Below are 710 nucleotides of genomic sequence, written 5' to 3' on the forward strand. Positions count from 1 at the left end.
CAGGGGAATCGCGTTTGAAGTAGCGCGGGATCGGGGTTGCGATTCAGCGAGTTATGGATTCTTGGAGGATCTCCCGAACGGTCAGGGAGGTCGCGGTGGAGCTGTTCATAACGTCGTTCGCGCAAGTTCCGGACCCGCGCGCCAGCAACGCGCGGCACGACCTCGTCGAGATCCTCTTCATCGCCTTCGTGGCCGTGCTGTGCGGCGCGAAGAGCTGCGTCGAGATGGCCGATTTCGGCCGGGCGAAGGCCACCTTCTTCGAGAAGGTGCTCGGCCTCGCCCACGGCATCCCGTCGCACGACACGTTCTCGACCGTGTTCCGCATGCTGGACCCGAAGGCGTTCGAGGCGGCTTTCCGCGCCTTCATGGCGGCGTTCGGGGCCTCGTTGGCGAAGCGTTCGGATGGATGTGAGGTCGTCGCGATCGACGGCAAGGCGCTGCGGCGGGCCTACGAGGCCGGCAAGGCGCATGCCCCCAAGATGATGGTGTCGGCGTTCGCGGCCGAGATGCGCATGACGCTGTCGTGCCTGGCCGCGAAGGACGGCGACGAGGTCGCGGCCGCCCTCGAGCTGCTCGGCCTGGTGGACCTCGCCGGCAAGATTGTCACGGCCGATGCGCTGCACTGCCATCGTGGCATGGCGGACGGCGTCGTCGCCCGCGGCGGCGATTACTGTCTCGCCCTGAAGGGGAACCATGAGACCGCCGAGCCG

The 710-nt window shown here is 67.2% G+C and carries 1 protein-coding gene; it reads left to right on the plus strand.

What is annotated here, in order from left to right; genetic code table 11:
• Positions 1 to 95 precede the first annotated feature (95 nt).
• The coding region (locus ABTU92_RS28225; RefSeq protein WP_408094901.1) for an ISAs1 family transposase at positions 96 to 710 on the plus strand (615 nt) is incomplete at its 3' end.

It is taken from the genome of Rhodoplanes sp. SY1 (assembly GCF_046000175.1).
Lineage (GTDB): Bacteria > Pseudomonadota > Alphaproteobacteria > Rhizobiales > Xanthobacteraceae > Rhodoplanes.